The sequence below is a fragment of the Roseibium sp. RKSG952 genome (assembly GCF_009711355.1).
The window spans coordinates 1-24775 of record NZ_SMMF01000887.1 but is presented as its reverse complement, the minus strand read 5'-3'; the positions used below and the strand labels follow the sequence as shown (position 1 = coordinate 24775).

Genomic DNA, 24775 nt, shown 5'->3' with positions numbered 1-24775 from the left:
CCGAAAGGCGCAGATGTTCAGGAATGCGGAGTTACCGCTTTTTCTTCTGGGCCCATTTGCGGTGGATCCACATCCATTGTTCGGGGTGTTCGCGGATCCACTCCTCAAAGACTCGGTGTATCTCTTCCGTGGCGGCTTGTATGTCCGCTTTCCGGTCATCGGTGACCGGGACCTCGATAGCGCGGGCCTCGACCCGGAAATGCACTCCGTTCTTGCGGATCGTGCGGCCCATGATGATAGGCAGCCGGCCGTTGCGGGCAAGGGAGGCGGGAACAGGTGTGGCATAGGCCGGTTGGCCGAAGAACGGCACGGTTACGCCCCGCTTTTCCCGAAGGTCTCCCATCATGGCAACGGTTGTGCCGCGCTTTAGTGCGCTGATCAGTTTACGTGCGGTATCGTGTCCTTTTGAAAACAGACCGCCGTGATAGAGATCCTTGCGCATGCTGCGCAGCAGCTCATCTGCGCTCGGGTTTTTCAGGGCCTGATAAACGCCGGTGATTTCGACACCGACACGGACGGCCGGTTGCACGACAAGTTCCCAATTGCCGGAATGGAGCGATACGAAAACGCAAGGTTTTTTTTCATCCAGAACCTTCTGGCTGATTTCGTCGGCAACAGGGTCGAAGCGCTCATTTTGACGCAACAGCCGGTCGATGAAAAACGTTTCGGCAGCGACGCGCCCGAGATTGTCCCACATTCCGAGCACAATCCGTTCCCGTTCCTCAGGCGACGTGTCCGGCATCACCCGCTCGATGTTGCGCAAAGCCCGTTTGTGACGTGAATTGAACCGGGCAAATGTCTTCCATAAAAAGCCCATGATTGCGGAAGCGGCATCCACCGGAATCAAACGGAACACGAAGACGGCAGCATGAAGGGCCGCGGCTTCCAGATTGTATTGCAGGGCTTTCAAAACTGACGTTTTTTGCATGAAGTCTTTTGGCCATGTCCGGCGATTGTTTGAAAACTCTCCGGTGTCCCGCGAAACAGCAAGCGGACCGGGAGATTGACCATGTTTCAGGATCGGGTTAGGCGTGATTAGCCAAGCCGGTTCCGGGATGCAAGCGGGAACGGTCTTCCTCATGCCCGAAGTGGGTCTTCCGACGCGCCGCGAATGTACCGGACCTGTCCATGCAAGAAGTCATTGCGCTCGCATTTCCGTTTTTCGGGCTGATTTTTCTGGGGTTTGCAGCTGGCAAGATCGGCAAGTTGCCGGAGAGCGGTCTGGCATGGATGAATTTTTTCGTGATCTACGTGGCACTTCCGGCGCTCTTCTTCCGGCTGTTGTCCGAAACGCCGCTCGAGGTGCTGACGGACCTTTCATTTGTAACGGCGACGACTTTCACCACCTACACGGTGTTTGCGATCGCCTTTTGCATTGGTGTGCTGGCCACCAATGGCAGCATTCCGGAATCCACCGTTCTCGGGATCGCCGGCGCCTACTCCAATATCGGCTACATGGGACCGGGCCTGACGCTTGCGGTCCTCGGCGAGGAGGCAACCGTTCCAACGGCGCTGATATTCTGTTTCGACAATACGCTGATATTCATTCTTGCCCCGTTGATGATGGCGATCGGCGGGACGGAAAAACAGCCGTTTCTGAAGACCGTTGCAGGCATCTTCACAAAAGTCTTCACGCACCCGTTTATTCTTGCGACCTTATTGGGCATTGCGGCTGCCGCAATCGACTTCAAGCCGCCGCAGGCGATTGATACGCTCCTGCTTTATCTGAGCAATGCGGCAGCGCCCTGCGCGCTGTTTGCAATGGGGGTGGGCGTTGCACTGCGTCCCGTCGGGCGCATGCCGATCGAGTTGCCGGCCGTTCTTATCGTCAAGCTGATCGTTCACCCGGTCTTGGTGTTCCTGCTCTTGAGCTGGGTGGGAGGGTTTGAGCCGATCTGGGTCGCAACCGCCGTCTTGATGGCCTGCCTGCCGCCAGCGACCAATGTGTTCGTGATTGCACAGCAATACGGCACCTATGTTCAGCGTGCCTCGAGTTTTGTGCTGATCGGCACCATCGTTTCCGTGTTCACAGTTACCGGCTTCATCTGGGCGATTTCGGCCGGAATGCTCGAGATTGGGTCTGTCTAAAACGATCTGGGAGGATCTTGTTCATGTCAAAACCGCTTTCCGGACTGAAAGTCCTTGATTTTACGACACTCTTGCCGGGACCGCTTTCAACTCTGATGCTTGCGCAGGCCGGGGCCGAGGTCGTCAAGGTCGAGCGTCCCGGAGGGGAGGACATGCGCCGGTTTCCGCCTTTCACAAAGGGTGAGCCGGTTCTGTATCATCAATTGAATGCGGGCAAGAAGGTTCTTGAGGTGGATTTGAAAAGCAAGGATGCCGTTCAGATCCTTCGTTCTCACCTGGAGACAGCTGACATTGTAGTTGAGCAGTTCCGGCCAGGGGTCATGGAGCGTCTGGGCTTGGGATACGACGCCCTTTCAAGGCAATATCCGCGGCTGATCTATTGTTCAGTAACCGGCTATGGTCAAAGAGGCGTGCGTGCCGGAGAGGCGGGGCATGACCTCAACTATCTGGCGTTAACCGGATTGCTGGCTCAGTCCTGTGGAACGCCGGAACATCCTGCAGTTCCGCCAGCCCAAATGGCCGACATCGGAGGCGGGTCGTTTCCAGCCGTGATGAATATCTTGCTGGCCGTCCTGGATCGTCAGAAAACAGGCAAGGGATGCCATATCGACATTGCGATGTCCGACGCGATGTTCACATACGGCCTGTTTGCTCACGCAGAGCATATTGCGGGCCGGAAGGCCCCTGAAGGCGGAACCGGCCTCTTGACGGGCGGGTCTGCGCGATACCGCCTTTATCCGGCAAGGTGTGGCCGGATGATTGCTGTCGCCGCACTTGAGCAGAAATTCTGGGACGTGTTCTGCGACCTGATTGAGTTGGCGCCAGAATGGCGGGCAGACCATAAGACTGTCGATGAGACCATTGCGGCTGTCGCGGACAAGATCTCGCAGAAATCTGCGGAGGAATGGCGGCCGCTTCTTCAAGCGGCCAATTGCTGTGTAACCGTGGTTGAGACCTTCGAGGCAGCGCGGGCGGACCCTCATTTTAACGGCCGGCAGTTGTTTGCCGGCCGTATTGAAGCGGGGGAGGCCGAATTGGAAGCATTTGTCAGCCCGATCGCACCGCATTTCCGGAGAGAGCCTGCTGCTTGAATCTGTGCGGCCTATCTCGCGCCAAGGCGCTTGGGCCACGCTGGCCTTTTGATGCGAAAAGACGTCCGTGCCTTTGTGCCGGGCGCCATGCCTTCACGCATCAGCAATTTACGAAGCGGCGTAACCTTGTCGGCCAGATAAAGTCCGGCGCTGCGGGCCACTTGCAGCGGCAGTAAGTCCGTCAGGAGTGAACGGTTGAGCAAATCAACGGCACCGGTGCGGGTGACAATGTCTGTTTTGCGCTCGCGCTCGTAGTTGGACAGAGCCTCGGGCGCGCCAATATCGGCCCCTTTCGAACGCGCCTCAGCCGCAACACGTCCCAGCGCTGCGACATCGCGCAGGGAAAGATTGAGACCCTGAGCGCCTATGGGCGGAAAGACGTGGGCGGTTTCGCCGACAAGGGCCACCCGGTTTGCCGTCAAGGCTTTCGCATTCATCCCTGACAGCGGGAAGGTTTGAGGCTTGCTGGCCACCTTGAACTTGCCCAAAATGGAGTGGGCGCGGCGTTCCAGCTCCAAAGCCAAATCGTCCTTGTTCAGTCCACGAAGGCGGTCTGCCCCCTCGGTGTTCTCCACGCAGACCAGCGAAGATGCACGCCCCGGCAAGGGGACGAGAGTAAAAGGTCCTGTGGGCGTATGAAATTCTGTTGAAATGTTGTGGTGAGGGCGTTCGTGTTCCAGGTTCAAAACCAAGGCGACCTGCGGATAAGACCAGCGCCGCACATCAATTCCCGCTGCCTCGCGAACGCTCGAATTGCGACCGTCCGCCGCAATCAGCAAGCTCGCTTCAATGACCCTGCCGCTAGCCGTTTCAATCAGTGCGCACTCGGATCCGAGGTTAAAAGAAGATGCTATCTCATTGATGTATAGAATATTATCAGACTTGGAGATTTCATCTTCAAGTGCTGCGTTAAGATCAGTGTTAAGGATGTTGTAGCCGAACGCGTCCAGTTCGAGTTCGACACTGTCGAACGTGACTTCCGGGGCCCGCACCAACCGTCCCGTATCGTCAATCATGCGCATGCGGGCGAGCGGTGCCGTCTTGAGTACCAAGCCGTCCCAGACGCCAATCTGATCCAGAAGGTCGATTGATGCCTGAAGCAGCGCCGTGGTTCGTCCATCCGCGTGGTTCACCTCCGGCGCAATCAGCGCAGTGGAAAATCCTTGCTTGGCAAAGACTAGGGCCGCAGACAAGCCGGATGGCCCGGCGCCGACAACACATACGTCAACGCTCTCGATTGGCGTTCCTGTTTTTGCCATGAAACTGGCTCCTCTCACGCGTCATTTTTGGGAAGGATGTGAAAATCGAACCAAATTGCAAGGGGCTGCCGGCAATTCCGGTGCGTGGTTAGTCGACGCATGCCGGGTGGTGAATGCGAAAAATCAAAGACCGCGCGATGCTGCTAGGGTAAAGGCTGTGCTAGTTTTGTGTTCGCAGGGCCGGATAAAACCGGTGCGGAAAGTGCCTGATGACAGACAATACACCGCCAATGACCGTGGCATCCAAACCTGTTGAAATGCTTTTGGCCTCTGAACGCGCCTGGCCGTTTGTGCTCGGTGTCGTGGCTGTGCTGACCCTGGCGGGCTGGTCCTATCTCGGTGCCATGGTCATTGATATGGTGCCGCTCATGGATATGGGCGAAGCTGGTCCCGGCATGGGAATCTTCAACCTGTTCAACGACTTTTGGGGATTGCCTGCCGAAGCAAGGGCTGCCTTGGCGGTGCTGTGCCTGCCTGAAAACGTGACCACGTTCGGAATGCCGGGTGGTGCATGGGGTTTGCCGGACGTTTTCAAGGTGTTTTTGATGTGGTTTGCGATGGTGCTCGCGATGATGTTGCCGAGCACTGTTCCGATGCTGCGGGCATATGTTGTGAGTGAGACGCGATCCGGGCAAGCAGCAAGGGACATCACGCGAAACGCAGTTCTTGTCGGATCAGGCTATATCGCGGTGTGGACCGCCTATGCGATTGTAGCCACGACCGCCCAATGGGCTTTGACAGGTCTGAATGTGCTGGGCGCGATGATGGCGCCGATCAGTCTGGCGGTCACGGCATCGGTTCTGATTGCCGCTGGTCTTTACCAGTTTACACCGGCTAAACAGGCGTGTCTGGCGCGGTGCTGGTATCCGCGTTGGGTGTTTCTGCATGCTGGAGCAAAGGGGAGGTCTTACAGTGCGCCTTTGCGCGAAGGGCTGGTGCAGGGGCTTCTGTGTCTCGGCTGCTGCTGGGCGATGATGACCGTAATGTTTGCGGTCGGGATCATGAACGTGATCTGGATTGCGTTTTTGGGAGCGCTCATGGCTGTCGAAAAAACATTTCCGAGCCGCTTCTTCGCTCCGGCTCTCGGGGTTCTGTTTCTTGGATGGGGCGGAGGACTGGCGCTGGCGATTTATTCCGGATTGGCCAGCTGATGCCTGTTGTGAATGATGGGAAATTCACCGCTCTCCCGGAAAATTGCATCGCAAAATTTCCGAGAAAAGGCTATTCAACCTGTCACGAAATTGAAATAATAAGCCAGTCGGCAGCAGCCTCGATTTCGCTGCCGGTCTTTACAGCACACCACGGTCTGGCCTCCACGGACCCAAAGGTGCCCAAATCAATATGGCAGAGATCGTAGCCCTGTGACCGACATTACCCCCGACAAGGAAGCCCGCGAACCGGCCCTTTTCCTGATTCATTTGCTCACTGCGTCCGGCGCGCCGATCGCACTGATCGCGCTGCTTGCCGGGGCCCGTGGCGCCTGGGGCGAAATGTTCGCCTGGCTCGGACTCGCGCTTGTCGTGGACGGGATCGATGGGCCGCTGGCCCGCAAATACAAGGTCGCGGAACGGCTGCCGCGCTGGTCAGGTGCGTCGCTCGATTTTGTGATCGACTATGCAACCTATGTGTTTCTTCCGGCTTTTGCGTTGTCGGGCAGCGACATGCTTCCACAACCGTGGAACTGGATCTGCGGCGGCCTGGTTGTCTTTACCGGTGCGCTTTATTTTGCCGACAACGGAATGAAAACTCCGGACGGATCGTTCAAGGGCTTTCCAGCCGGCTGGAACATGGTCGTTTTTGGCCTGATGGCGTTGTCGCCCTCGGTGACATTCACGATTGTCTTCGTTCTACTGTGTTGCGTCCTGACATTTCTGCCGATCCGCTTTGTTCATCCGGTTCGGGTCAAGCGCTGGCGTCCATTGACACTTGCGGTCACCTTCGTGTGGCTGGGTGCGGCAGCCATGGCAGTCATCAACGGCATGGCCCTGACGGGTATCCCGGCAACACTGCTGACGGTCAGCAGCTTCTATTTGTTGTCGGTGTCCGCAGTTCAGCAGCTGATCGAACGCTATTTCTGATTTCCGGAAATTTGCCGGGAAAACTGCGTTGCAAAGGCGGTGCATGGTGTGAACCATGATCGCGAGGCCTTGCGCGGTTTGTTTCAATCTGCAAGGCGGTAGGATCAAAATCGTTTTCTAAAGTTGCTGGTGCCCGGTCGGGCAAGGGAGGTTCCCATGGTTATGGCAATGCGTGTAAATCAAACCGGTGGTCCGGACGTCCTTTCCTGGGAGGAGGTTCCGGTCGGGGAGCCGGGTCCCGGAGAAGCGCGCATCCGCCACACCGCGATCGGGCTGAACTTCATCGATACCTATTTCAGGTCCGGTTTGTATCCGTCACCAAGCGGGACGCCGTTCGTGCCGGGCAATGAGGGGGCCGGGGTTGTGGTCAGCGTCGGCGACGGCGTCAGCCTTGTGAAGCCGGGCGACCGGGTCGCCTATGTCGGTCCTTTGGGAGCATACGCCCAGGAGCGCCTTGTGCCTGCAGACCGGTTGATGGTGATTCCGGACGAAATCGATGACAAGACCGCAGCCGGGATGATGCTCAAGGGCATGACAGCGCAGTACCTGTTGCGGCAAACGTTCACGGTCGGGCCCGAGACGACCTTGCTTTTCCATGCAGCGGCCGGTGGCGTAGGCCTGATTGCCGGTCAATGGGCTTCCCATCTTGGAGCGACGGTCATCGGGACAGCCGGTTCGGAAGAAAAGGCCGCGCTTGCCAAGGCTCACGGCTATCAGCATGTCATCAACTACCGGACCGAGGATTTCGTCGAGCGTGTTGCCGAAATTACCGGCGGGAAGGGCTGCGATGTCGTTTACGATTCGGTGGGCAAGGACACGTATCCGGGGTCTCTGGATTGTCTGAAGCCGCGCGGTCTGTGGGTGAGCTTTGGGCAGTCATCCGGTCCGATCACGGATTTCAACCTCGCCTTGCTGGGACCGAAGGGGTCTCTTTATGCCACGCGGCCGACCTTGTTCACCTACGTTGCCGCACGCAGTGATCTGGAGAAGACTGCCGGGGATCTGTTTGAGGTGGTCCGGTCCGGAACTGTCAAGATCGGGGTCAATCAGGAATACCGGCTGGCAGATGCGCGGCAGGCCCATGAGGATCTAGAAGGCAGGAAGACCACCGGCACAACGGTGTTGATCCCTTAAAGTCATGCGCGGGGCGGTCGGAAATCAGGACAAGGCGCGCAACCTTTATGCGCCGGCCATGCGGTACTTTGCCATGGTCGCGGAACTCGGTTCGATCCGGGCGGCTTCGCGCGAGCTGAATGTGGCCTCGTCCGCGGTCAATCGCCAGGTGCTCTGGTTGGAAGAAGCGCTCGGAATGCAGTTGTTTGAGCGCGTCGGCCGCAAGCTGCGCCTGTCCCAAGCCGGGGAAGTGCTTTTGGCGCATGTCCGGCGGACCTATTCCGATTTCGATGCCACCATTGCCGAGCTTGATGCCTTGAAGGGGCTTCGGCGCGGGTCTGTGACGGTGGCGACCGTCGAGAGCGTCTCGGAGCAGTTGCTTCCCACGATTATCAGCGGATTCCGGAAGGCCTTTCCGGGCATTCACGTCCGGATCATCGTCACGTCCTCGCAGGAAACCGCGCGGCTGGTGGAGGGCGGCGAAGCTGATGTCGGCTTCACCTTTGATCCGCCGCAGACATCCGCCCTGACGGTGGCTTTTCATCATGACCTTGCGATTGGTGCTTTGATGGCGCCGGACCATCCTCTGGTGCAAGAGGAGAGCCTGACGCTTGCCGACTGCATGAAGTTTCCTGTGGCCTTTCCGGCAGAGGGTCTTTCCTTGCGCACGCGGCTCGATTCTGTCCGCGCCGGGATTGCAGGAGCCACGAAGACTTATGTCGAGGCAAATTCGCTTCGTTTGATGCGTGCGCTTGCGCGCTCCGATACGGTGATCGGATTTCAGACCCGCATTGGTTCCGAAGAGGATCTTTTACTTGGAAAACTGGTTTTTCGGCCTTTGGCAGATGAACCGCTGCAAAATGACCGTCTTTGTGTCGTGACGTCTTCACTTAGAGCCTTGGCGTTGGCACCGGGCATGTTCTTTGACCATTCCTTGATCGCTCTCAAGGATCAATTGCGAGACATTGATGCTATTTAGGCATCAATGCGTGCGCAAATGAGCGCTTTGGTTGAGCGCCGTTTTGAGGCAACTTTTTTGTGACAGATTGATGGCCGCCCGGATGACTCCGGAAAGACGGCCTGTGAGGGAGATTGAACTGTATGGGGCGTTTGACGACGCATGTCCTCGATACCGCGCTTGGGCGGCCGGCAGAAGGACTGGAAATCGAGCTTTGGCGCTTGGACGGACCGGCAGAGCTTGTGTCAACGCATGTGACGAATGGGGATGGCCGCGTTGACGGACCGATCCTCGCGGATGCTGCCTTTGCAATTGGGACTTATGAGTTGCGCTTCAAGGCGGGTGACTATCTGAAGACGACTGGTCAGGCCCTGCCGGAGCCGTTGTTCCTGGATGTCATCCCGATCCGGTTCGGCATGGCGGAACAGGAGGGGCACTATCATGTGCCTCTGCTGCTGTCGCCGTTCGGCTATTCCACCTATCGCGGGAGCTGATCGATGCGCGAAAAGATCCGGTTTCTCAAGAATGGAGAGATTGTCGAGCTGAACGGCGTGCATCCGGCGGAAACGCTTCTGGACTATCTGAGGCTGCGGCGGCGGGAGACGGGAACCAAGGAAGGTTGTGGCGAAGGCGATTGCGGGGCTTGCACCGTTGCCCTTGGCCGGCTGATTGACGGGAAGCTGGTGTATCAGCCGGTCAACAGCTGCATTCAGCTTCTTGGCATGATTGATGGCGCTGAACTGGTGACAGTCGAGGATCTGGCGAACGACGAACGCCTGCATCCGGTCCAGCAGGCGATGGTTGATCTGCACGGCTCCCAATGCGGGTTTTGCACGCCCGGGTTCGTCATGACGCTTTTCACGCTCTATCATGCCGATACCAGGGACAAGACGCGCAAGACGGTCACGGACTGGCTCGCAGGCAATCTGTGCCGTTGTACCGGTTATCGGCCGATCATCGATGCCGCGTTGCAAAGCTGTTTCGACGTTGCGGATGATGCGTTTATGCGGCGCGCTGCCGAAACATGCGAAACCCTGACCGGTTTGGCTGACCGGCGCGATATTTACATCGGCAATGGCGACAGCTTCTTTGCCTCGCCTGCGACGATTGAAGGCCTGGCGGCTATTTACGGTCAAAATCCCGACGCGACGCTGGTCGCAGGGGCGACAGATGTCGGGCTTTGGATCACAAAGCACCTGAAGCAACTTCCGAAAATCATTTGGCTAGGCCGGATCGAAGGTCTTGACCGTGTGGAAGAAACACCCGGTGGAGTCTTGATCGGGGCAACAGCCACATTCGCAGAAACCGAGGCCGCGATGACCCGGGTTTCACCGGATCTTGGCGAGTTGTGGCGCCGGATCGGGTCCAAGCAGGTGAGGGCGTCTGGAACCGTGGGCGGGAACATCGCCAATGGGTCCCCGATCGGAGACACTCCGCCTGCGCTGATCGCGCTTGGCGCAACGCTGGAGCTGCAGTCTCAGGCAGGCTCCCGGACATTGGCACTTGAGGACTTTTTCATTGAATACGGAAAGCAGGACCGGCAGCCGGACGAGTTTGTCACCGGTCTGTTTGTGCCGCGCCCGGACGAGACCCAGGTTTTCCGTTGCTACAAGATTTCGAAGCGGTTCGATCAGGATATTTCCTCGGTCATGGCCGCATTTTTGTTCACACTGGCAGACGGTGAGATCACGGCGGCGCGCATCGCCTATGGCGGCATGGCGGGCACACCGCGACGGGCTTTCAACGCCGAAGCGGCCTTGCTCGGAGCATCAATGGAAGATCCGAGCACTTGGAGTGAGGGCATGAAGGCGCTCTTGAGCGACTTTACACCGCTGAACGACATGCGCGCCAGCGCAGACTACCGCATGGAAACGGCTCGTGCCCTGCTGGCCAAGGCGCTGATGGAGGCCAGCGGTTCGGACCGGTCGGAACTGCGTGTTCTCAACAACAGGGAGGGGTCCCATGAGCAAGCCGCTTGACCCGCGCGTTGTTGAACCTCAAACGCGGTTGGTCCACAAGGACGTGCCGCATGACAGCGCGGCAAAACACGTTGCCGGCACCGCAACCTACATCGATGATATGGTCGAACCTGTCGGGACGCTGCATGTGGCTCCGGGATGGGCAAGAAGCACGGTGCGGGGGCGTGTGAAATCCGTCGACCTGTCCGCGGTTCGGTCCTGTCCGGGCGTTGTGAAGGTGCTGACTGCTGCCGACGTCAAGGGGACCAACGACTGTTCTGCAGCCTTTGGCGACGACCCGGTCCTGGCAGCGGACGAGATCCAGTTTTACGGGCAGGTTCTGTTTGCCGTGGTTGCCGAAACGCGCGATGCGGCGCGCAGGGCGGCGCAACAGGCCGTTGTCGAATGTGAAGCGCTGACACCGGTCATCACGGCCGAAGATGCCATGGTGGCAGATACGACGGTGCTGCCTGATTACCAGTTCTTGCGCGGCGCGCCGGAAACCGGATTGACCGGGGCGGAGATGCGCCAGTCGGGTATCATGCATATCGGCGGGCAAGAGCATTTTTATCTTGAGGGCCAGATTGCCATGGCGATCCCGCAGGAAGACGGCGGCATGATGGTCTACACCTCGACGCAGCATCCAACGGAGGTGCAGCACACCGTTGCCAAGGTGCTCGGCGTGCCGGATGCGCTTGTGACCGCCGAGGTCCGCCGGATGGGTGGCGGTTTCGGGGGCAAGGAGTCCCAGGCCAATCAGTGGGCCGCTCTCGCAGCTCTCGCGGCACAGGCGACAGGCCGCAGTTGCAAGATGCGCCTTGACCGCGACGACGACATGATCATGACCGGCAAGCGGCATGATTTTCGGGTCGAGTGGGAGATCGGTCACGACAATGCGGGCAAGATCCGTGCAGTGGACATCAACTTCTTCAGCCGCTGCGGTTATTCGGCGGACTTGTCACTTGGCATCAATGACCGGACGATGTTCCACGCCGATTCCAGTTATTTCTATCCGGATGCAGCCATTCGCACCCGGAGGATGAAAACCGATACCTGCTCCAATACAGCCTTCAGAGGCTTTGGCGGTCCGCAGGGCATGCTTGCTGCGGAACGCATGATCGATGCGATCGCGATTTCCCTCGGCAAGGATCCGCTGGAGGTCCGCAAGATGAATTTTTATGATGGCGAATGCAATCTGACACCCTATGGCATGCCGGTCGAGGAATACGAGACACTGCATGACCTGATTGGCCAGCTTGAACAAAGTTCCGATTACTGGGCGCGCAGGCAAGAGGTCCGCGCATTCAATGAACGCAACGCCGTCTTGAAGAAGGGGTTGGCGCTGACGCCGGTGAAATTCGGTATTTCCTTCACGCTGAAGCATCTCAATCAGGCCGGTGCGCTGGTGCACCTTTATACTGACGGCTCCATCCACCTCAATCACGGTGGAACCGAAATGGGGCAGGGGCTTTATCAGAAGGTGGCCCAGGTTGTTGCGGATGAGTTCGGCGTCACCCTCGACAAGGTTCGCATCACCGCGACCAATACGTCGAAGGTGCCGAATACGGCGCCGACAGCGGCGTCCTCCGGAACCGACCTGAACGCGATGGCTGCGCGCAACGCCGCTGTCGAGATCAAGGGCCGCCTGATCGAGTTCCTTTGCGAACAACATGGATGCAGCCCTGAAGTGGTTCACTTTGACGGCAACACCGTATTGGTCGGCGAAAAATCCTTCACATTGGGTGAAGTGGCGAAGCAGGCGCATATGGCGCGCGTCCAGATGTCCCACGCCGGTTTTTATGCAACGCCGGGAATCACCTGGGATCGCGAGACCGCAACGGGGCGGCCCTTCTACTATTTCGCCTATGGTGGCGCCTGTGCCGAGGTGACCATCGACACAATGACGGGCGAAATGGTGGTCAACCGCACCGATATTCTCCACGACGTCGGACGTTCCCTGAACCCGGCCATCGACCTTGGGCAGATCGAGGGCGGCTTCATTCAGGGGATGGGGTGGCTGACAACCGAAGAACTGGTCTGGGATGACCAGGGCCGTCTGCGCACCCACGCGCCGTCGACCTACAAGATCCCGACCGCGTCCGACCTGCCCGAGGATTTCCGGGTTGAACTCTACAAGTCCCGTGGCAATCCTGCGGATACGATTTACCGGTCGAAGGCCGTCGGGGAACCTCCGGTCATGCTTGCCAACGCCGTGTTTTGCGCGATCTCCGATGCGATTGCCAGCCTGAAGCCGGGTGTCGTTCCGGATCTGGATGCGCCCGCAACGCCGGAGGCCATCATGAAGGCGGTCCGGAAGATCCGCGCGGTAAAAGCGCCGGTGAACCAATGAGGGTCTGGGGGCACATCGCGCAAACGCTGGAAACCGGCAATGCCTGTGCCCTCGTTACCGTGGCCGCGATCAAGGGATCGACGCCGCGGGAAACCGGAGCCCGTATGGTGGTGCGGGCAGATGGCGGTTTTTTCGGCACCATCGGCGGCGGCACCCTTGAATTCGAGGCAATCAGATGGGCGCAAAAGGCCCTGGAGGATGCCAAAGCCGGATTGTTTCAAAAGACGGTATCGCTGGGTCCGGATCTGGGTCAATGCTGCGGCGGCCGTGTTGATGTTGCAATCGAGGTCATTTCGGTAAGTCAAATAAATCAAACAAGAAAACTCGCTGCAATGGAGGCGGGCGGCTCTGGTTTTTCCACGATCGCAAAGGTGGTGGACGGCCAGCCACTCGTGCGCTCCATCCACCCGGATACACGACCGGATTTGTTCCACCTGACACAAGACGGTCAATTGAGCGAGACTTTCGGTGACGCAAGGCAGCCGGTCTACCTGTTCGGAGCCGGACATGTCGGCAAGGCGGTTGTGCTCGCCCTCGCGCCTCTGCCATTTTCGGTCAGCTGGATCGATAGCCGCGCGGATGTCTTTCCCGCAGCGGTTCCGCCCAATACCCGGAAAATCGCTTCTGATCGCCCTGCAGAAGAACTGATGAACGCGCCGGATGGTGCCTTTATTGTGGTCATGACCCACAGCCATGCTCTGGATGAAGAAATCATCTCAACAGCATTGAAATCACAGCGTTTTGGATATTGCGGCGTTATCGGTAGCGCAACCAAGCGGGCAAGGTTTCGAAAACGTCTGAAAACCCGGGGACTTAGCGATCCGGTTCTTGAGGCAATGGTCTGTCCGATCGGCGTGTCTGACATCAAATCGAAACACCCGGCGGCAATTGCCGCCGGGATAGCGGTCGACCTCCTGCACAGAAATGAGGCGGCTCATCAACAAAACGGTGCAAGCAAGGGGGTTGCACAAATTCTGACACTTGGTCAATAAGGCGGCAACGGTGGGGGAACAGCTTGGCAGAAGTTTTGATGGGTGAGGCTCCGCGAACTAGGAATACGATGGCGAAAAGGCAGGAGACGGGCGACCTGCTGGATGCCCGGGGACTGACAAAACGCTTTGGCGACATATTGGCCAACGACCGGGTGGATCTTGCGATCCACAAGGGAGAGATCCATGCACTTCTTGGCGAAAACGGCGCGGGAAAGTCGACGCTGGTCAAGATGTTTTACGGGTCTCTGCAGCCGGACGCCGGAACGATTGTCTGGCAGAGCAAACAGGTTCGCATCGAAAATCCGGCGTCGGCACGTGCGCTGGGGATCGGGATGGTGTTTCAGCACTTTTCCCTGTTTGAAGCGCTGAGCGTTGTCGAGAATATTGCTCTGGCTCTTCCCACTCCCGGAAACATGAAGGCTTTGGCGCAACGGATTGAAACCGTTTCCGCAGACTATGGCCTGCCGCTCAATCCGCAAGACATTGTCGCTGACCTCCCGGTCGGCATTCGCCAACGCATCGAAATTGTCCGCTGTCTCTTGCAGGAACCACGCCTCATCATCATGGATGAGCCCACGTCTGTTCTGACACCCCAGGAAGCGGACCAGCTGTTTTTGACCCTGGAACGGTTGGCATCCGAGGGATGCGCGGTCCTCTATATCAGCCACCGCCTTGAAGAAGTGCAGCGGATTTGCCACCACGCGACCATCCTGAGGCATGGTCAGGTGGTGCGCGAGTGCGATCCGACCCGGGAGACGCCTGCTTCGCTGGCCCGCATGATGGTCGGCTCCGAAATCATGGGCGTTGGATCCCATACAAGGAGCCTCGCCGCTGGTGAGGCTCGTTTGGCCTTGCGCGGATTATCGGCTCCCGCTGCAACGCCTTTTGCAACGGCTCTCAACAACATCAATCTGGACGTCAGGGCAGGCGAGGTGGTTGCGATTGCCGGTGTGGCGGGCAATGGCCAGGGCGAATTGTTTGATGCCATTTCCGGCGAGATGCCGGTGTCCACACCGATGGTTGAAATTGACGAAGCCCCATGCGGTGAAAAGCCGATCACCTGGCGGCGCAAGAACAACGCCGCCTTTGTTCCCGAGGAACGGCTCGGTCACGGGGCGGTTCCGGGCTTGAAACTGTCTGAGAACCTGCTTTTAACCCGGCATGGCACCGGCGACGGCTTGATCGAGGCAGGGCTGGTGTCGACCCGGAAGGCCGGCGAGCTGGAAAAGCGCATCAAGCAGCACTACGATGTGCGGATGTCTCACGAGGACCCGGAAGCCCGGTCGCTGTCCGGCGGCAATCTCCAGAAGTTCGTGATGGGGCGGGAACTGGATCGCAAGCCCGGTGTGCTGGTCGTCAACCAGCCGACCTGGGGCGTCGATGCTGGGGCTGCTGCACAAATCCGGCAAGCCTTGATCGATCTGGCCCGCGAAGGGGCTGCGGTTTTGGTGATCAGCCAGGATCTTGATGAAATCTTTCAAATTGCAGACCGGATTGCCGTGATCTCGCGCGGTTTCCTCTCCGAACCCGAACCGGCAGCGTCCATGACGCGGGAAAAGGTCGGGCTGTTAATGGCGGGCGGCGCCGAAGCGCATGGGGAGGCTCACTGATGCGGCTGGAACTTGTCAAACGGAAGGAACACAGCGGTGTCATGACCGTCGTGTCCCCCTTGATCGCGGTCGGTCTGACGGGTGTGGCTGCCGCCATCATCTTCATGGCGTCGGGAGTGAACCCGGTACAAGGGCTGTATCAGTTCTTTGTCGAACCGCTCACTCAGCAATGGTCCCTGGAAGCCACCATCGACAAGGCAACGCCTCTGATCCTGATCGGGTGCGGTCTCGCCATCTGCTACCGGTCGCAGAACTGGAACATCGGCGCTGAAGGGCAATTCATTGTCGGTGCCTTGTTCGGATCCATCCTGCCGGTGCTTTATCCCGATTTCGAAAATGCGCTGACCCTGCCGTTGATGCTTCTTTTTGGTGCGATCGGAGGGGCTCTGTGGGCCTTGATACCCGCATTGTTGAAAACGCGCTTCAACACTAATGAGATCCTGACGAGCCTGATGCTGGTCTATGTGGCTGGTCTGCTGCTCGATTACCTTGTCCGGGGTCCATGGCGAGATCCCGATGGCTTCAATTTCCCGGAAAGCCGTATCTTCTCGGAGGCGGCGACCCTGCCGGAAATCTTCGAGGGGACTTTAAGCCTGTCAGCGCCAATCACCATCGTGATTGCAGTAATCCTGGCGATCATGCTCGCCAAGACGCTGAAGGGCTTTGAGATCAAGGTGATGGGCGAAAGTCCGCGGGCGGGCGGTTTCGCGGGCTTCTCGGCGGCAAAACTGACCGTGTTCTCCTTCATGCTGGCGGGTGGTTTGGCGGGACTGGCCGGGACCATGGAAGTCTCCGGGGCGCTCAACCAGTTGCTGCCCACGATTTCTCCCGGCTACGGGTTCACGGCGATCATCGTTGCGTTTTTGGGCCGTCTCAATCCGATCGGCATCATTGTGGCCGGGTTCGTCCTGGCCTTGACCTATATCGGCGGCGAGGGCGTTCAATCACGTCTTGGCGTGTCGGATGAAATTGCGCGGGTGATCCAGGGGCTTCTCTTGTTCTTCGTTCTCGCCTGCGACACGCTCATTCTCTATCGAATTCGCCTTGTGGCGCGCACACGTGCCGTAACAGGCGGGGAGACGGCACATGTTTGAGGCCATTCTACTGACCGTGATCACCGCTGCGACCCCGTTGCTTCTTGCTGCGATCGGTGAACTGGTGGTCGAGCGCTCCGGAGTGCTTAATCTCGGGGTCGAGGGGATGATGATCATGGGCGCGGTCGTCGGCTTTGGCGTTGCCAACACGACCGGTTCAGGTGCGCTCGGTGTCGGTGCGGCGCTGATTGCCGGAATGGCCATGGCCGCCCTGTTCGGGTTCCTTGTGCTCGTTCTGGTGGCCAACCAGGTTGCGACCGGTCTGGCCCTGACCATTTTGGGCATTGGCTTGTCCGGTATGATCGGGGAGGCGTTTATTGGTGTTCCGGGGTTGAAAATCCCGAAGCTGGACATTCCGGTTCTGTCCGATCTTCCCTTTGTTGGTCCGGTATTCTTTCAACAGGACGGCCTTGTCTACTTGAGTTTCGCACTGGTCGCAGTTGTTGCCTATGTTCTTTTCCGGACCCGGACCGGCCTGATCCTGAGAGCCGTCGGCGACAATCATGGATCTGCGCATGCGCTTGGCTATTCCGTGATCAAGGTCCGGTTTCTTGCTGTTCTGTTCGGAGGGGCCTGTGCGGGGCTTGGCGGCGCCTACATGTCGCTCGCCTACACGCCTCAATGGGTTGAAAACATGACAGCCGGCCGCGGCTGGATCGCGCTTGCACTGGTCGTGTTTGCCTCCTGGCTCCCGCTACGGGTTGTGATCGGGGCCTATCTGTTCGGGGCCGTCAGCGTGCTGAACCTGCACACCCAGGCCTTGGGGGTAGGGTTGCCCTCGCAACTTCTGTCCAGCCTCCCATATCTGGCGACCATCCTGGTTCTGGTGCTGATCTCCGCAAATCGCCGGCTGACACTGGTCAATACGCCAGGCTGTCTTGGCAAACCTTTTGTGCCTGACAGATAGACCGGAGCCTTATACGACTTGTCGGGCTTCTGCAGCGATCAGGAAGCCTGGCCTTCCTTCCAAGCGATCGCCAAAACCGAAAATTCTGAGGGGTAAGTCAACATGAGGAAGTTTTTGAAAGCGACCGTCGCTGCCGCCGCACTGATAGCCGCCGGATCGGCTGCACAGGCGGCCGATGTGAAAGCCTGTTTTGTCTATGTCGGACCGGTTGGCGACTTTGGATGGTCCTACCAGCACGATCAGGGACGTCTGGCCGTTGAAGAGCATTTCGGCGACAAGGTCGAGACCGCCTATCTGGAAAGCGTTCCGGAAGGTCCTGATGCGGAACGCGCCATTGAACGCTTCGCCCGCGAAGGCTGCAACATCATCTTCACGACTTCCTTCGGCTACATGAATCCGACCCTCAAGGTCGCCAAGAAGTTTCCTGATGTGAAATTTGAACATGCGACCGGATATAAAACCGCCGACAACGTCGCGACCTATAACTCCAAGTTCCACGAAGGCCGCTACATCATCGGCCAGATTGCCGGCAAGATGTCGGAAACGGGCACTGCAGGTTACATCGCCTCCTTCCCGATCCCGGAGGTGGTCTCGGGTATCAACGCCTTCCTGCTCGGGGCGCAATCGGTCAACCCGGATTTCGATGTCAAGGTGGTCTGGGTAAACTCATGGTTCGATCCGGGCAAGGAAGCGGATGCAGCCAAGGCCCTCATTGATCAGGGCGCCGACATCATCACGCAGCACACCGATTCCACGGCACCGCTGCAAGTGGCTCAGGAGCGTGGTGTACATGGCTTTGGCCAGGCGTCTGACATGATCAACTTTGCGCCGGAAGCGCAGTACACGGCCATCATCGATGACTGGGCGCCTTATTACATCCATCGCGTAGAGCAGGTTATGGATGGGACTTGGGAAAGCAACAGCGCTTGGGATGGACTTGCGGAGGGCCATGTCGTGATGGCGCCTTATACCAACCTGCCGGCCGACGTTGTCGAGATGGCGCAGGCAACGGAAGCCAAGATCAAGGGCGGATGGGAGCCGTTTACCGGTCCGATCACCAAGCAGGATGGAACGGTTGCCGCCGAAGAAGGTGTTACGCTTGATGACGGCGCAATCCTCGGCATGAACTGGTACGTCGAAGGAATTGACGACAAGCTGCCGAATTAATCGCCGGTTGGCCCGAAATTGAAAATAAGGCGCGTCCGGTCCGGGCACTTGAAAACCGGATGCGCCCATAAGAACAAACAGACATGGACGCGTTGTTATGACCCTTGCATTTGCAATGGAATGGCTGAACCTGCTCTTTCGTTGGGGCCACCTGATCGTCGGGATTGCCTGGATCGGGACGTCATTCTACTTCATTGCCCTTGATCTTTCGCTGCGCAAACGCGCCGGAATGAAGGAAGGGGTTGCAGGCACCGCATGGGAGGTGCATGGCGGCGGGTTCTATCATGTCGAAAAATACATGGTTGCTCCGAAAGAACTGCCGGAAGACCTCATCTGGTACAAGTGGGAGGCTTATCTCACTTGGGTCACAGGTTTCGCCCTTTTGGTCGTGCAGTATTATTTTAACGCGTCTGCCTACCTTATCGACCCGTCCGTGATGCCGTTGTCTCCGGGCGAAGCTGTCGTTTTATCAATTGGCTCTTTGGTCGGGGGATGGGTTGTTTATGACCGGCTGTGCCGGTCCGCAATTGGGCAGAATACCGCTCTGCTTGCTGTGAGTCTGTTTATTCTCATCATGGCAGCGACCTACATGTTCACCCATGTCTATTCCGGACGCGGTGCCTTGATACATGTAGGTGCCTTCATGGGGACGATCATGGCGGTCAACGTGTTTGGTGTGATCATTCCGAACCAGAAGAAGATTGTCGCGAGCCTTCTAAAAGGCGAAAAACCGGATCCCGCGCTCGGGGCAATGGGCAAGCAACGCTCGGTCCATAACAACTATCTGACCCTGCCGGTGCTCTTGATGATGGTGTCGAACCACTACCCGATGCTGACCGGGCATTCCCAGTCCTGGCTGCTTGTGGCACTGGTTCTGGTCATGGGTGGCATGGTGCGCCACTTTTTGAACCGCCACGACGCCGGTGACAGTTTCGTCAAATTCTGGTGGACTTTGCCTGCTGCAGCGGCGGGACTGGTGGTCGCGCTTGTCATGACTGCGCCGCGGGATTTCGGTGGCGGTGAAAAGGTCAGTGATGCAGAAGTTCTAAAAATCGTTCAGATGCATTGCGCAGTTTGTCACGCCGCAGCGCCAAGTTATGACGGGTTTGATGAGGCCCCGAAAAACATAAAGCTGGAAACGATCGGCGAGCTGAAGAAGTACGCGGATCAGGTCATGGCCCAGGCGGTTCAATCGGATGCCATGCCGCTCGGCAATGAAACCGGAATGACAGAAGAAGAGCGTTTGACCCTGGGACGATGGATTTCCCAACAGAAATAAGGAGGCTTTGTCTTCTCAGACAGGATCCGGTATTGGACTGTTGCAACGGGATGGATCTCGATGAGAGGTTCATCCCGTTTGTGGTTCTAACCAACCCTTGTTGATCAGGTGCAGGGTTTGGTTTTTGTGCATGTTAAGATTGCCAAGTTGCGGGGGCCGGGATCCACAAAATAGGATCATCGGCAACAAAAGGCTTGGAGCTTGTCGGAGGGGCGACGCAATGCTGACAACACAAGACTGTTTGCGGCTGTTCAAGATCCTTCTTGTGGCGAGCGTCGGTTTGTTTTTTCTGTTTGTCGGCATCACGAATATAGAACAACCTTCCGCCAATCTCACTTACATCAAGCATATTTTCAGCATGGATACGGTGTTTTCGAACAATCCAGCCACTTGGCGGGCCATTACAAACCCGCACGTCCATGCCTTTGTTTTCTGGGTGATTGTGGTGCTGGAGTTTGTATTTGCCGTTTTGTGCCTCGCAGGGGCGCTTAAGCTGGCACTGAACTTTCGTGCCGACAGCAATACGTTTCAGGCGGCCAAGCCTCTCGCCATGCTTGGTGTCGGGCTCGGGATCATTGTTTGGTTCACTGGCTTTATGGTTATAGGAGGCGAATGGTTCCTGATGTGGCAAAGCGAGAAATGGTCCGGGCTCCAATCATCCTTCCGCTTCACAACGATCATGCTGTTGATCTTGCTCTTTTTGTCGATGCGGGAAGAATAATCCCGCAATGGAAACGGGTTCTATTGGTTTTTTAGGAAAAGCATTGCATCTGGATGCTGACATGGTCCCTAAGCGTGATGAAGGTGACTCTCATTCCGGGCCTGGATGGCTTGAAAAGCGGGTGTAAGAGTTTCCTGAAACTTTCCTTTTCGCGAAGTACAGGGCATACAGCCATGACTTTGGCTGTCTTGCGAAAAGGAACGTGTCGGATGACGGAAAGAAGTGTTCTGGCAATTGTTTTGGCCGCCGGTTTGGGGACACGAATGAAGTCCGAGCTTCCGAAGGTCATGCATCCGATCGGTGGATTGCCGCTCGCCGGCCACGTGCTTTCGACGCTTGAGCGGGCGTGCGTGGATCGTGTTGCTGTTGTAACCGGGCCTGACATGGAGGTCTTGGAGCAGTTGGTAGGACAAATGCTGCCCGGGGCGGCCTGCCACATCCAAACCGAAAGGCTTGGGACGGCGCATGCGGCGCTCGCTGCAAAACCTGCTCTTGAGGGTCAGCTTGATGAGGTGCTGGTTCTTTTTGGTGATACACCCCTGATTACACCGGAAACTGTCAATACGGTCCGCAAGGCGTTGCAAAACGGTGCGGATGTTGCCGTGCTTGGCTTCGAGGCAGCCAACCCCTATGGTTATGGCCGCTTGGTAACGGAAAACGGCCGACTGGTTGCAATCAGGGAGGAAAAGGATGCGACCGAAGAAGAGCGCCAGCTAACGCTATGCAATTCCGGTATCATGGGTTTTGCCGGACAACACGCCAAAACGCTGCTGGAGACGATTGGCAATGACAATGCCAAGGGCGAATACTACCTGACGGATGCGGTTGAAATTGCCTCCCGAACCGGATTGAACGTTATCGCTGTCACAGCATCGGAACAGGACGTGCAGGGGATAAACACCCGTGCGCAACTGGCAGAGTGTGAAGCGATTTTTCAGGCCCGAAAACGGCAAGAGGTGCTTGAGACCGGTGTAACCTTGCTTGCGCCGGAGACGGTCTTTTTTGCGCATGACACGGTGATCGAATCCGATGTCGTGATTGAACAGAATGTTGTTTTCGGTCCCGGTGTGGTGGTTGAAACCGGATCGGTCATCCGGGCATTTTCCCATCTGGAGGGCGCCACAGTCGGCGAGGGCTCCACCGTCGGACCCTATGCCCGCTTGCGTCCGGGGGCAAAGCTGACCGGGCAAGCGCATATCGGCAATTTCGTGGAAATCAAGAACACCGAAATAGGCCAGGGTGCAAAGGTCAATCACCTGAGCTACATCGGTGACGCGCTAGTTGGGGCGAAGACGAACATCGGAGCAGGTACGATTACCTGCAATTATGACGGCTTCGGCAAGCACAGGACCGAGATTGGCGGCGGCAGTTTCATAGGCTCGAATGCGACCCTTGTTGCGCCGCTAAGCCTGGGTGCCGGTGTTTATGTGGCAGCCGGCAGCACAGTGACCGAACAGGTCCCGCCAAATGCGCTGGTAATTGGTCGTGGGCGCCAAGTTGTCAAGCAAGAGCGCGCGTCTGAGTTGCGGGACCGCTTCAGGGCGGCAAAAGAAGCGAAAGGCTGACCACTCTGTGCATTGTGCATTGTCACTTTCTGAAACAGTGATTGATTTCAATTAAATGGTACGGGTCAGTTAAACCTGCCCGGCTTGCTTGCATTCGAATTAAGGGAATTTTTTCATGTGTGGAATTATCGGAATTCTTGGAAAGGTGCAGGTGGCGCCGCGTTTGGTCGATGCACTGAAGCGGCTTGAGTACCGTGGATACGATTCCTCCGGAATTGCGACAATAAACGAGGGGCATTTGTCCCGGCGCCGGGCCGAAGGCAAGCTCCGGTGCTTGGAAGAGGTTCTTGAACACAGCCCGATCTCTGGCACTACCGGGATCGGCCACACACGATGGGCCACGCACGGAGCGCCCACAGTGTTGAATGCCCATCCTCACATTGCCGGAAAAGTTGCCGTTGTTCACAACGGGATCATTGAAAACTACCTCGAGCTTCGGGCTAAAATAGCAAGGCAAGGCGCAGAGATCGCTAGCGATACCGATAGCGAGGTGGTCGCACATTTGGTCAATGCCGAACTGGGTCAGGGAAAGGCACCTGAAAACGCCGTCGCTGACGTCCTCCCGAGACTGAAGGGGGCCTTTTCGCTTGTGTTCGCATTTGAAGGTTGCGACGATATGCTGATTGGTGCGCGCAAAGGGTCGCCGCTCGCCGTTGGTCACGGTGACGGTGAAATGTTTCTGGGCTCGGACGCCATTGCCCTGTCTCCGTTCACCGACCGCGTGACCTATCTGGAAGAAGGCGACTGGGTGGTTTTGAGCCATTCGGGTGTTGCCATTCGCGATGCGGACAACCAGATCGTCGCCCGTCCCGAGGCCCGATCTTCCGTATCGGCTACACTGATGGACAAGGGCAACTACCGTCATTTCATGGCCAAGGAAATTCATGAGCAGCCGGAAGTCCTGGGCCATACTTTGTCGCGATATCTCGACTACGGCTCGAAGAAGACCCACGTGCCGGGGGCAGAGAAGATTGATTTTGCGTCCCTCAACCGACTGCAAATCGCGGCCTGCGGCACCGCCTACTATGCGGCCGTGGTGGCGAAATACTGGTTTGAAAAATACGCGCGTCTGCCGGTCGAAATAGATATCGCCTCCGAGTTCCGGTACCGTGAAGCGCCAATCGGTGAGAGGGATTGCGCGCTGTTCATTTCCCAATCCGGTGAGACCGCCGACACACTTGCATCCTTGCGATATTGCAAGCAAAACGGTGCAGTCATCGCAGCCGTGGTGAATGTTCCCGAAAGCACGATAGCGCGCGAAGCCGATGTGATCTTCCCCACGATCGCAGGACCGGAAATCGGCGTGGCATCGACAAAAGCGTTTACTTGCCAGTTGGCTGTTCTTGCGAGCCTTGCTATTCAGGCGGGGCGCGCCCGCGGCACTCTGAGCGAGGAAGACGCAAAAGGCCTCGTTGAACAACTGGCGGCCATTCCCAACCACGCGGTCAAGGCGCTTCGATTGGAAGCGGATATCCAGAAACTTGCGCATTCCTTGTCACGCGCTTCCAACGTTCTTTATCTAGGGCGGGGAACCAACTTCCCGCTGGCGCTTGAGGGGGCCCTGAAGCTGAAGGAGCTCTCCTATATTCACGCCGAAGGATATGCTGCCGGCGAGCTCAAGCACGGACCGATCGCGTTGATCGATGAAAACATGCCGGTGATCGTGATTGCGCCACATGACGCGAGTTTCGAGAAAACGCTCTCCAACATGCAGGAGGTGGCTGCGCGGGACGGACGAATCATCCTGGTGACAGACCAGGCGGGGGCTGATGCGTCGGACGGTGTTGCCGAAAACACGATCATCCTTGCGGAAATGCCAAGTCTGATTGCACCGATCATCTACGCGCTTCCCGTCCAGATGATCGCCTATCATACTGCCGTGTTCATGGGCACGGATGTCGATCAGCCGCGAAATCTGGCAAAGTCGGTAACGGTCGAATAATGGCAAGCGATGGTTGTTCGGCAGCCGTGCAACCGTCTGATCGCTACGTCCGCACACAGGACTGGGCTTGCGCGTTCGATATTCGTACAAAACCCGTGGATCTGTTGGCTTGAAACATGAACTGCCCCGTGATCCCGGACTGGGGGGGTAACGTACCTTTGGAACTGAGTGGCAGATGACGAAGCACACGAGACGGCTGTTCACGCCTGAGTACAAGGAGCAAGCGGTGGCCCGTTTGTCCGATGACGAGGTTACATATGCCAGTCTTGCCGGTGAACTTAGTGTGACGAGCGGTTAGCTGAAGAGCTAGCACCTTGATCTGCTGGCTGCCGTTTCTGCTGCGGATCTGGCTTGGTGCAAAGCTGAGGCAGCTGAGTTTGCGTAACTGAGCCGTGACAACATACGGTTGAAAGAACAGAGCGAGGTGATGCGCAAAGCATCCGCTTTTTTTCGCAAAATGGGCGGCGAAAACATGATTGCGAAGCTCACGTTCATCGCTACCCATAACAGCCCGTTTCGGCGGGCAATATGTGCACCCTGCTGTTCGATCATGTTCGGCTTCTGGATTGGCAAGTTGAAGAATTGACTGCGCGAATTGAGGCG

The 24775-nt window shown here is 57.5% G+C and carries 21 protein-coding genes; 19 read left to right on the top strand and 2 right to left on the bottom strand.

All coding sequences use genetic code 11. The features are described from left to right. Positions 1-31: 31 nt before the first annotated feature. Positions 32-928: a lysophospholipid acyltransferase family protein gene (locus E1297_RS14235; RefSeq protein ID WP_155139226.1), complete on the bottom strand. Its 897-nt coding sequence runs from the start codon at positions 926-928 to the stop codon at positions 32-34. Between the two features lie 200 nt (positions 929-1128). Here E1297_RS14235 and E1297_RS14230 point away from each other — a divergent pair, with 200 nt between their 5' ends. Together E1297_RS14230 and E1297_RS14225 are read left to right on the top strand one after the other, a co-directional pair. Continuing rightward, complete coding sequence (locus E1297_RS14230) at positions 1129-2088, top strand: AEC family transporter (protein WP_155139225.1); 960 nt, start codon at positions 1129-1131, stop codon at positions 2086-2088. Between the two features lie 23 nt (positions 2089-2111). Then, entirely contained in the window at positions 2112-3179 is a 1068-nt protein-coding gene (locus E1297_RS14225; protein WP_155139223.1) for a CaiB/BaiF CoA-transferase family protein, read from the top strand. Between the two features lie 11 nt (positions 3180-3190). Here the strand turns inward: E1297_RS14225 and E1297_RS14220 are convergent, their stop codons facing one another. Beyond that, entirely contained in the window at positions 3191-4438 is a 1248-nt protein-coding gene (locus E1297_RS14220; protein ID WP_155139221.1) for a UbiH/UbiF family hydroxylase, read from the bottom strand. Positions 4439-4647: 209 nt separating this feature from the next. Here E1297_RS14220 and E1297_RS14215 point away from each other — a divergent pair, with 209 nt between their 5' ends. The 17 genes from E1297_RS14215 to E1297_RS49155 all read left to right on the top strand — a co-directional run bounded on the left by E1297_RS14215 (position 4648) and on the right by E1297_RS49155 (position 24470). Continuing rightward, positions 4648-5589 (top strand): DUF2182 domain-containing protein, encoded by a 942-nt coding sequence (locus E1297_RS14215; RefSeq protein ID WP_209015796.1) that lies wholly within the window; start codon positions 4648-4650, stop codon positions 5587-5589. Between the two features lie 210 nt (positions 5590-5799). Then, positions 5800-6516 carry a CDP-alcohol phosphatidyltransferase family protein gene (locus E1297_RS14210; protein ID WP_209015795.1) on the top strand — a complete coding sequence of 239 codons (717 nt, stop codon included), beginning with the start codon at positions 5800-5802 and terminating at the stop codon, positions 6514-6516. 156 nt (positions 6517-6672) lie between these two features. Further along, positions 6673-7650: a quinone oxidoreductase gene (locus tag E1297_RS14205; protein ID WP_155139219.1), complete on the top strand. Its 978-nt coding sequence runs from the start codon at positions 6673-6675 to the stop codon at positions 7648-7650. A gap of 4 nt (positions 7651-7654) precedes the next feature. Continuing rightward, positions 7655-8608, top strand: coding sequence for a LysR family transcriptional regulator (locus tag E1297_RS14200; RefSeq protein ID WP_155139217.1), 954 nt, complete (start codon positions 7655-7657; stop codon positions 8606-8608). Between the two features lie 113 nt (positions 8609-8721). Next, positions 8722-9081 carry a hydroxyisourate hydrolase gene (gene uraH / locus E1297_RS14195; RefSeq protein ID WP_196223316.1) on the top strand — a complete coding sequence of 120 codons (360 nt, stop codon included), beginning with the start codon at positions 8722-8724 and terminating at the stop codon, positions 9079-9081. Between the two features lie 3 nt (positions 9082-9084). Then, positions 9085-10566: a xanthine dehydrogenase small subunit gene (xdhA, locus tag E1297_RS14190; protein WP_155139213.1), complete on the top strand. Its 1482-nt coding sequence runs from the start codon at positions 9085-9087 to the stop codon at positions 10564-10566. Further along, positions 10550-12895, top strand: a complete 2346-nt coding sequence (xdhB, locus tag E1297_RS14185) for a xanthine dehydrogenase molybdopterin binding subunit (RefSeq protein ID WP_155139211.1) — start codon at positions 10550-10552, stop codon at positions 12893-12895. Before xdhA ends, xdhB begins: the two co-directional genes overlap by 17 nt. Then, positions 12892-13887, top strand: a complete 996-nt coding sequence (gene xdhC, locus E1297_RS14180; protein ID WP_155139209.1) for a xanthine dehydrogenase accessory protein XdhC — start codon at positions 12892-12894, stop codon at positions 13885-13887. The genes xdhB and xdhC overlap by 4 nt, the downstream gene beginning before the upstream one ends. A gap of 68 nt (positions 13888-13955) precedes the next feature. Then, positions 13956-15497: an ABC transporter ATP-binding protein gene (locus E1297_RS14175; RefSeq protein WP_155139207.1), complete on the top strand. Its 1542-nt coding sequence runs from the start codon at positions 13956-13958 to the stop codon at positions 15495-15497. Next, on the top strand, positions 15497-16591 hold the full coding sequence (locus E1297_RS14170) for an ABC transporter permease (protein WP_155139205.1): 1095 nt from the start codon (positions 15497-15499) through the stop codon (positions 16589-16591). Before E1297_RS14175 ends, E1297_RS14170 begins: the two co-directional genes overlap by 1 nt. Beyond that, the gene (locus E1297_RS14165; RefSeq protein ID WP_155139203.1) at positions 16584-17498 is read left to right on the top strand and encodes an ABC transporter permease; all 915 of its coding nucleotides are present in this window, start codon (positions 16584-16586) and stop codon (positions 17496-17498) included. Before E1297_RS14170 ends, E1297_RS14165 begins: the two co-directional genes overlap by 8 nt. A 102-nt stretch (positions 17499-17600) precedes the next feature. Beyond that, on the top strand, positions 17601-18665 hold the full coding sequence (locus tag E1297_RS14160) for a BMP family ABC transporter substrate-binding protein (protein WP_155139201.1): 1065 nt from the start codon (positions 17601-17603) through the stop codon (positions 18663-18665). 97 nt (positions 18666-18762) lie between these two features. Continuing rightward, positions 18763-19944 carry a urate hydroxylase PuuD gene (locus E1297_RS14155; RefSeq protein WP_155139199.1) on the top strand — a complete coding sequence of 394 codons (1182 nt, stop codon included), beginning with the start codon at positions 18763-18765 and terminating at the stop codon, positions 19942-19944. A gap of 220 nt (positions 19945-20164) precedes the next feature. Beyond that, positions 20165-20665 (top strand): DUF2165 family protein, encoded by a 501-nt coding sequence (locus E1297_RS14150; RefSeq protein WP_196223315.1) that lies wholly within the window; start codon positions 20165-20167, stop codon positions 20663-20665. Between the two features lie 209 nt (positions 20666-20874). After that, positions 20875-22230, top strand: coding sequence for a bifunctional UDP-N-acetylglucosamine diphosphorylase/glucosamine-1-phosphate N-acetyltransferase GlmU (gene glmU / locus E1297_RS14145; protein WP_155139195.1), 1356 nt, complete (start codon positions 20875-20877; stop codon positions 22228-22230). Positions 22231-22345: 115 nt separating this feature from the next. Beyond that, positions 22346-24172: a glutamine--fructose-6-phosphate transaminase (isomerizing) gene (glmS, locus tag E1297_RS14140; protein ID WP_155139192.1), complete on the top strand. Its 1827-nt coding sequence runs from the start codon at positions 22346-22348 to the stop codon at positions 24170-24172. Positions 24173-24347: 175 nt separating this feature from the next. After that, positions 24348-24470, top strand: a complete 123-nt coding sequence (locus tag E1297_RS49155; protein WP_196223314.1) for a transposase — start codon at positions 24348-24350, stop codon at positions 24468-24470. The last annotated feature ends 305 nt before the right edge of the window (positions 24471-24775 follow it).

What these genes read in the sequence shown, in the direction of transcription:
- E1297_RS14235 (WP_155139226.1), bottom strand. Translation starts at nt 928, where the DNA reads ATGCAAAAAACGTCAGTTTTGAAAGCCCTGCAATACAATCTGGAAGCC.
- E1297_RS14230 (WP_155139225.1), top strand. Translation starts at nt 1,129, where the DNA reads ATGCAAGAAGTCATTGCGCTCGCATTTCCGTTTTTCGGGCTGATTTTT.
- E1297_RS14225 (WP_155139223.1), top strand. Translation starts at nt 2,112, where the DNA reads ATGTCAAAACCGCTTTCCGGACTGAAAGTCCTTGATTTTACGACACTC.
- E1297_RS14220 (WP_155139221.1), bottom strand. Translation starts at nt 4,438, where the DNA reads ATGGCAAAAACAGGAACGCCAATCGAGAGCGTTGACGTATGTGTTGTC.
- E1297_RS14215 (WP_209015796.1), top strand. Translation starts at nt 4,648, where the DNA reads ATGACAGACAATACACCGCCAATGACCGTGGCATCCAAACCTGTTGAA.
- E1297_RS14205 (WP_155139219.1), top strand. Translation starts at nt 6,673, where the DNA reads ATGGTTATGGCAATGCGTGTAAATCAAACCGGTGGTCCGGACGTCCTT.
- E1297_RS14200 (WP_155139217.1), top strand. Translation starts at nt 7,655, where the DNA reads ATGCGCGGGGCGGTCGGAAATCAGGACAAGGCGCGCAACCTTTATGCG.
- xdhA (WP_155139213.1), top strand. Translation starts at nt 9,085, where the DNA reads ATGCGCGAAAAGATCCGGTTTCTCAAGAATGGAGAGATTGTCGAGCTG.
- xdhB (WP_155139211.1), top strand. Translation starts at nt 10,550, where the DNA reads ATGAGCAAGCCGCTTGACCCGCGCGTTGTTGAACCTCAAACGCGGTTG.
- xdhC (WP_155139209.1), top strand. Translation starts at nt 12,892, where the DNA reads ATGAGGGTCTGGGGGCACATCGCGCAAACGCTGGAAACCGGCAATGCC.
- E1297_RS14175 (WP_155139207.1), top strand. Translation starts at nt 13,956, where the DNA reads ATGGCGAAAAGGCAGGAGACGGGCGACCTGCTGGATGCCCGGGGACTG.
- E1297_RS14170 (WP_155139205.1), top strand. Translation starts at nt 15,497, where the DNA reads ATGCGGCTGGAACTTGTCAAACGGAAGGAACACAGCGGTGTCATGACC.
- E1297_RS14165 (WP_155139203.1), top strand. Translation starts at nt 16,584, where the DNA reads ATGTTTGAGGCCATTCTACTGACCGTGATCACCGCTGCGACCCCGTTG.
- E1297_RS14160 (WP_155139201.1), top strand. Translation starts at nt 17,601, where the DNA reads ATGAGGAAGTTTTTGAAAGCGACCGTCGCTGCCGCCGCACTGATAGCC.
- E1297_RS14155 (WP_155139199.1), top strand. Translation starts at nt 18,763, where the DNA reads ATGACCCTTGCATTTGCAATGGAATGGCTGAACCTGCTCTTTCGTTGG.
- E1297_RS14150 (WP_196223315.1), top strand. Translation starts at nt 20,165, where the DNA reads ATGCTGACAACACAAGACTGTTTGCGGCTGTTCAAGATCCTTCTTGTG.
- glmU (WP_155139195.1), top strand. Translation starts at nt 20,875, where the DNA reads ATGACGGAAAGAAGTGTTCTGGCAATTGTTTTGGCCGCCGGTTTGGGG.
- glmS (WP_155139192.1), top strand. Translation starts at nt 22,346, where the DNA reads ATGTGTGGAATTATCGGAATTCTTGGAAAGGTGCAGGTGGCGCCGCGT.
- E1297_RS49155 (WP_196223314.1), top strand. Translation starts at nt 24,348, where the DNA reads ATGACGAAGCACACGAGACGGCTGTTCACGCCTGAGTACAAGGAGCAA.